8 protein-coding genes are annotated in these 6,251 nt (G+C 73.3%); 3 read left to right on the forward strand and 5 right to left on the reverse strand.

Annotated elements, in window-relative coordinates:
* A partial coding sequence (locus ACWCSD_RS45455; protein ID WP_449924783.1) for an SDR family oxidoreductase occupies positions 1 to 593 on the reverse strand: 593 nt, incomplete at its 3' end.
* Positions 594 to 607: 14 nt separating this feature from the next.
* Positions 608 to 1,099: a carboxymuconolactone decarboxylase family protein gene (locus ACWCSD_RS45460; protein WP_397162690.1), complete on the reverse strand. Its 492-nt coding sequence runs from the start codon at positions 1,097 to 1,099 to the stop codon at positions 608 to 610.
* A gap of 216 nt (positions 1,100 to 1,315) precedes the next feature.
* Here ACWCSD_RS45460 and ACWCSD_RS45465 point away from each other — a divergent pair, with 216 nt between their 5' ends.
* The gene (locus ACWCSD_RS45465) at positions 1,316 to 2,224 is read left to right on the forward strand and encodes an RNA polymerase sigma-70 factor (protein WP_449924787.1); all 909 of its coding nucleotides are present in this window, start codon (positions 1,316 to 1,318) and stop codon (positions 2,222 to 2,224) included.
* Between the two features lie 12 nt (positions 2,225 to 2,236).
* Here ACWCSD_RS45465 and ACWCSD_RS45470 read toward each other — a convergent pair whose 3' ends face one another.
* Positions 2,237 to 2,980: a VOC family protein gene (locus ACWCSD_RS45470; protein ID WP_397162692.1), complete on the reverse strand. Its 744-nt coding sequence runs from the start codon at positions 2,978 to 2,980 to the stop codon at positions 2,237 to 2,239.
* Between the two features lie 46 nt (positions 2,981 to 3,026).
* Positions 3,027 to 3,800 carry an alpha/beta fold hydrolase gene (locus tag ACWCSD_RS45475; protein ID WP_449924791.1) on the reverse strand — a complete coding sequence of 258 codons (774 nt, stop codon included), beginning with the start codon at positions 3,798 to 3,800 and terminating at the stop codon, positions 3,027 to 3,029.
* A 132-nt stretch (positions 3,801 to 3,932) separates the two neighbouring features.
* Between ACWCSD_RS45475 and ACWCSD_RS45480 the strand changes: the two genes are divergently transcribed.
* Together ACWCSD_RS45480 and ACWCSD_RS45485 are read left to right on the forward strand one after the other, a co-directional pair.
* On the forward strand, positions 3,933 to 4,184 hold the full coding sequence (locus tag ACWCSD_RS45480) for a hypothetical protein (protein ID WP_397162694.1): 252 nt from the start codon (positions 3,933 to 3,935) through the stop codon (positions 4,182 to 4,184).
* A 42-nt stretch (positions 4,185 to 4,226) separates the two neighbouring features.
* Complete coding sequence (locus tag ACWCSD_RS45485) at positions 4,227 to 4,655, forward strand: NUDIX hydrolase (RefSeq protein ID WP_397162695.1); 429 nt, start codon at positions 4,227 to 4,229, stop codon at positions 4,653 to 4,655.
* A gap of 147 nt (positions 4,656 to 4,802) precedes the next feature.
* Here the strand turns inward: ACWCSD_RS45485 and ACWCSD_RS45490 are convergent, their stop codons facing one another.
* Positions 4,803 to 5,960: an MFS transporter gene (locus tag ACWCSD_RS45490; protein WP_397162696.1), complete on the reverse strand. Its 1,158-nt coding sequence runs from the start codon at positions 5,958 to 5,960 to the stop codon at positions 4,803 to 4,805.
* Positions 5,961 to 6,251 lie beyond the last annotated feature (291 nt).

Raw genomic sequence — 6,251 nt, forward strand, 5'->3', positions numbered from 1 at the left:
GCCTCCGCCAGCGTCTCCCTGCGCGGACCGGCGATCTCGGGGATCGGCGTGCCGGGCACGGTCGCGGCGACGGCCAGGTCGGCCAGCTCCTCGGCCACGACGCGGCAGGCCACGAGCTGGGTGGGCAGCTCCGGGACATAGGCCACATCACCGGGCCGCCAGTCCAGCAGCTGCCCCACGAACTCGTGGAACTGCGCCGCCCGCAGCACGCGGACGGGAAGCGGCCCGGCAAGCAGCAGCTCCTCGTGCACCCTCTTGGCGGCCAGGAAACCGGCGGTGGCCCTGTCGGCCCCGATGATGGACGCCACAGCGATCCGCGCGACCCCGGCCCGGCGGCCGTACTCGTGCAGGTTGCGGGCCGAGGCGCGGAAGAACTCCGTCGCCGCCTCCTGGTCGGAGGAGTGCCAGGAGGCGACGTCGATGACGACCTGCGCCCCCGTCAGCGCCTCGGCGAGGCCCTGACCGGTGACGACGTCCACGCCGGTGGCGCGGGACATCGGCACGACCCGGTGACCCCTCTCGGTCAGGACGTCGACGACGTGGCGGCCCAGCCGGCCGGTCGCCCCGGCCACCGCGAACGTGGTGATGCTCATGTCAGGCGCCTTTCTCACTCGCTGTAGTTCCGGCCGGGCGGCATGCCGGGGATCGGCTTGGCGATGAGGGCCGCCGGGGTGAAGAAGCCGATGTGGGCGATCGCCATGACCAGCGACCACATCGCCCTGTCGTCGTACAGCGCCGACGCCCTGGCGTACAGCTCGTCGCCGACGCGCTCCCCCGACGGGTTCGGGGTGAGGACCGCCTCCACCAGCTCCAGCGCGACGCGTTCCGCCTCGGTGAAACAGGTGGCGTCCCGCCAGGTGGCCACGGCGGTGATGCGCTCCTCCGGCTCCCCCAGCCCGCGCAGGTTGGCGGTCTCCCTGACCGTGAAGTACGTGCTGCCCAGCAGCTGCCCGGCGCGCAGCTGCAGCAGCGCGATGGTCACCGGGGGGATCACCCCGTTCCGCAGGGCCTTGTGCAGCCCCTCGCCGACCACCGCCAGCTCGGGGAGGAAGGGGAGGGGATTGGGCATACGCGACCGCCGGCCGGTCGTCGTGGACATGGACATGAGGAAGACTTCCCTTCGCGTTCTCGACTCGTCGTCGCGCCGCGCGGATCGTCCGCGCGGCGTCCTGACGACCACGAGACGCCGCCGCCCCGGCCCCCGTAACACCGGCGGCGCTGTGACGTAGGCCACCGGCCGGACGTGTTACGCGGCGGCGCACGACGGCGTCTTGTGCGTGTGGCAGTGCGCAGAACGGACAGGCAGGAGCGGGACATGACCGATCACGACGAACACGCCGGGCCGCCCGGCTCCGCCACCCAGGTGTTCGTCGCCCACCGCAACCTGCTGTTCACCGTCGCCTACGAGATGCTCGGCTCGGCCGCCGACGCCGAGGACGTCCTGCAGGAGACCTGGCTGCGATGGGCGGACGTCAACCTCGCCGCCGTCCGGGAGGAGCGCGCCTACCTGGTGCGGATCGTCACCCGGCAGGCGCTCGACCGGCTGCGCGCACTGGGCCGGCGCAAGGAGTCCTACGTCGGGCCGTGGCTGCCCGAGCCGCTGCTGACCGCCCCCGACGTGGCCGAGGACGTCGAACTCGCCGAGAGCGTCTCCATGGCGATGCTGCTGGTGCTGGAGACGTTGCAGCCGACCGAGCGGGCGGTGTTCGTGCTGCGCGAGGTGTTCGAGCTGGACTACGACGAGATCGCCGACGCCGTCGGCAGGAGCCCGTCAGCGGTCCGCCAGATCGCCTACCGGGCGCGGGCGCACGTCGCCGCCCGCCGGCCGCGCGGCACCACCTCCCCGGCCGAGACCCGGGCCGCGCTCCAGGCCTTCCAGCGGGCGGTCGAGACCGGCGAGCTGCAGAGCCTGCTCGACGTCCTCGCGCCGGACGTCGTCGCCCTGAGCGACGGCGGCGGCCGCCGGCACGCCCTGCTGCGGCCCGTCGTGGGCATCGACAACGTGGCCCGCCTGCTGGCCGCCGGCTGGTGGAAGCACGACGCGGACAGATCGGTCGAGCTGGTGCAGATCAACGGCGGGCCCGGGCTGCTCGTGCGGATCGACGGCGAGATCGACGGAGTCGTGGCGGTGCGCGTGGAGAACGGCTACGTCACCGGCGCCTACCACGTGCGCAATCCCGACAAGCTGGCGCGGCTGGGACGGGAGACCACCGTGACCCGCTGAGCGCGTCCCGGGTCAGCGCGGGGCGCCCAGGACGCAGAACTCGTTGCCCTCCGGATCGGCCATCACGACCCACGGCACGTCGCCCTGACCCACGTCGGCGGACGTCGCGCCGAGCTCGGCCAGCCGGGCCACCTCCGCCGCCTGGTCGGCGCCGCGGTGCGGCAGCAGGTCGATGTGCACCCGGTTCCACACGGTCTTCGGGCCGGGCGTCGTGCGCAGGAACTCCAGGTAGGGCCCGACACCCTCGGGCGCACGCAGCCGCGCGTGTTCGTCGCTCACCTCGTGCACGGTCCAGCCCGCCGCCTCGCCCCAGAACCGGGCCATGGCCCGCGGGTCGGAACAGTCGACCACCACCGCGGCGATCGGCCCGGTGTCCCGGTAGATCTCCCGGGGCTCCAGCACGCAGAACACGTTGCCCTCCGGATCGGCCATCACAACCCACGGCACGTCGCCCTGGCCCACGTCGGCGGGCTTCGCGCCGAGCTCCTCCAGCCGGGCCACCAGCTCCGCCTGATGGGCCTCGGAGGCGGTGGCGAGATCGAGGTGCACCCGGTACCTCACCGTCTCGGGGTCGGGGACGGTGACGACGTCGACGCAGACGGCGCTGGGATCGGGCCAGGCGAAGCCCACGGGCTCGACGTTGGTCACGCCGGGGCCCTCGCTGGAGACGCCCCAGCCCAGCGCGTCCGCCCAGAACCGGCCGAGCGCCGCGTCGTCCCGAGCCTTGAAGTTCACCTGAACCAGCCGCAATGCCATGCCGATCACCCTATGCCCGACGACCGCGCCGCCGTCGGCACGCCTTTCAATCGGCGAGCAGGACGTCCAGGAGCCGTTCCGGCGCGCGCAACGGCAGGTAGTGGTCGGCGGCGGCCACGATCTCCAGGCGCGCGCCGGGAATGCCCGCGGCGAGCCGGCGGGCGATCACGCCGATCTCCGGGTGGTCGTGGTCGCCGACCACCACGGTCGTGGGCACCGCGACCCGGTCGAGGAGCTCGACGGCGCCCACCTCCGCGAACAGGGCGTGCCCCTTCTCCGCGGCCACCCGCAGCCCGGCGTTCTCGGTGACCATGTCGCGGATCGCCGCGTATCCCGGCGCCCGGTCGCCCAGCGAGGCCCAGAGCGTGAGCTCCATCTCGGCCAGGCGGCCGGGGTCGTCCCCGCGGTCGGCCGCCGCGTAGGCGTCCAGTTCGGGAGAGCTCGGCCAGTCGTGGCCGCCTGCCGACGCCGCGACCAGGGTCAAGGACCGCACCCGTTCCGGGTGCTCCAAGGTGAAGTCGAGCGCGACCTCCCCGCCCATGCTCAGCCCCACCAGCGCGGCACGCTCGACGCCGAAGTGGTCGAGGACCGCGAGCAGGTCGTCCTCGTAGCGGAACGGCGCGGTCGGCGGCGTCGAACGGCCCAGGCCCCGCGCGTCGTACCGGATCACGGTGCGGTGGCGCGCGAGTTCGGGGAAGACGCCGTCCCACAGGCGGCTGTCGTGCACGGAGCCGTGCAACAGGACCATGGGAGGACCGTCGCCGGCCTGCTCGGCCCACAGGCGGCCGTCACCGGAGACGGGGAGGTGCTCGATCGTCATGGGAGCGATTCGACCACACTCCCCCCTTCCAGGAGGACGACGTCCCGGCCGCGGAAATCATCCCCGAGGGGGACGGGGAATCAAGGATCGCTTTGACGACCGCGAAAGGGGACGACTTCTACCGTTCCACCCATGGTTATCAACACGAACACACTCCGCCGCGCCGCGGCCGGCGTCGCACTTGTCCTGGCCACCCTCGCCTTCCCCGCCGCTGCCCAGGCGGCCACGGCGCAGACCTCCACCCCCGTCCTGGTCGGCGTCTACCCCACGCCGGACGCCTGCGCGCGGGCCGCCGCCCCGTACACCGCCGCGGGGAAGACCGCCTCCTGCCGCCTGAACAGCATCTACGCCAAGCCCCCCTACTGGCTGCTGTACGTCTCGTAGACCACCCGGATCTCTCGGCTCGGCGTCTGCGATCATGAACGGATGCCCGAGCCGAGAATCCGCGTCGCCGCCTACGTCATCCGACAGCGGACCACCCCCGAACTCCTCGTCTTCGACCACGTCGACGCGCCCGAAGCCGGCACCCAGGTGCCGGCGGGCGGAGTCCTGCCGGACGAGAGCCTGGAACAGGCCGTCCTGCGGGAGGTCGCGGAGGAGACCGGCCTGACCGAGCTCACCGTCGTCGGGCCCATCGCGGTCGACCACAAACCTCGCGAGGACAACGGGCAGCCCCGGCACACGACGTTCTTCCACCTCACCGCCGCCCCCGACAGCCCCGACGCCTGGCACCACCGGGTCCACGGCGACGGCACGGACGCCGGCATGGAGTTCGCGTGCCGCTTCGTCCCGTTGCCGCTGGCAGACCAGCTGGCCGACGCCCAGGACGCCTGGCTCGGTCGCATCGAGGGGTGAGCATGGACACCGGCCGGCGCGTCTGACACGATCGCCGGTCGGCCGGGGCACTGGAGGGCGGCCCTGGCCTACGTGCCGGCCCGCGCCGCGCTGCGGGAGGCCGCCGCGTTCCTCCCCGCAGCCGCCGGGGCAGGCTGCCCCCCGCACTCAGGAGGGCCGGGGCGCGGCGGGCGTACGGCGGCGGGCGGTCGCCAGGTGGTGGAGCAGCGCCACGGCCGTGACCCCCGCGGCCGGCAGCCCCAGCGCGGCGGGCACGACGGCGAACCACTCCTGGGCCAGCCCGCCCAGCCCCCCGCCGAGCGCCATCCCGATGTAGATGGCTGAGGAGTTGAGGCCGAGCAGGACCGGCGCCGCGGCCGGGCCGAGCGCGATGAGCCTATGCTGCTGGGGCACGACGACGACGCCCAGGGCCACACCCCAGACCGCGGCCCATGCCAGGGCCGACACGAACGTGCCGGTCGCCACCGGCGTGAGGGCCAGCGCGACGACGGCGACGGCGAGGGGCCCGGTCAGCACGTGCGCGGGGTCGTACCGGTCGACCAGCCGTCCGGCGACGAGGTTCCCGGCCAGGACCCCGACCCCCCAGACCAGTAGGACGGCGGCGAACAGCGGTTCAGAGCCGCCCGTCGCCTCCCGCAGGGCCGGCCCGATGTAGGTGTAGAGGGTGTAGGCGCCGAGGAAGACCAGCGTGGTGACGGCCAGCAGCGCCACGACCCGGCCCTCCTTCAGCGGACGCAGCCGCTCCCCCAGCGAGGCGGCGGGCAGCCGCACCTCGGGCAGCCCGGCGGCGATCCCCAGCGCCGCGACCAGGCCGACCCCGGCGACCGCCCATAGGGTGACGTGCCAGTCGGCACGGCCGATCAGCGTGCCGAGCGGAAGGCCCAACGCCGTCGCCGCCGTCAGCCCGCCCAGCACGAAGGCCAGAGCCCTGCCCCGGCGTTCCGCAGGCGCGATCGCCCCCGCGGTGCTGGACGCAGCGGAGTTGATCATCCCGGCGCCCACCGCGGTGACGACGCGGGCGATCATCACCACCTCGTAACCGGTGCCCAGAGCGGTGACGGCGTTGCCGGCCACGAAGACGCCCAACGCGACCAGCAGCGCGGTCCGCCTGTCCAGCCCACCGGTGAGCGCGCCCATGACCGGCGCCGACAGGGCCATCACCAGGGCGAACACCGTCACCAACTGCCCGGCGGCGGGAGTGGAGACCCGCAGGTCGGCGGCGATGGCCGGGAGCAGGCCCGCGATCACGTAGCTGTCGGTGCCCACGGCGAAGGTCGCCAGGGCCAGAGGGAGAAGTCGTCGCAACACCGGACGGTGCCACCTTTCATAGGGACCTCGGACGCATCGAGGGGAACCCTAGGGAATACATGGATACTTGTCCATATATCCACCTATTGGTAGCGTGACAGGCGTGCGGAACACAGGGGGCGACCATGCGTGAGGTGTCACAACCGGCCACCGAGGCCATCCGGCTGGTGGAGGTGCTGCGCGCCCTGGCCGACCCCGTGCGCCTCGACCTCGTCCAGCGGCTCGACCGGATGGGCGAGGACCACTGCAACGCCATCGGCGCCGACATCGACGTGCACCAGACCACGC

This window comes from Nonomuraea sp. NPDC001684 (genome assembly GCF_053596515.1).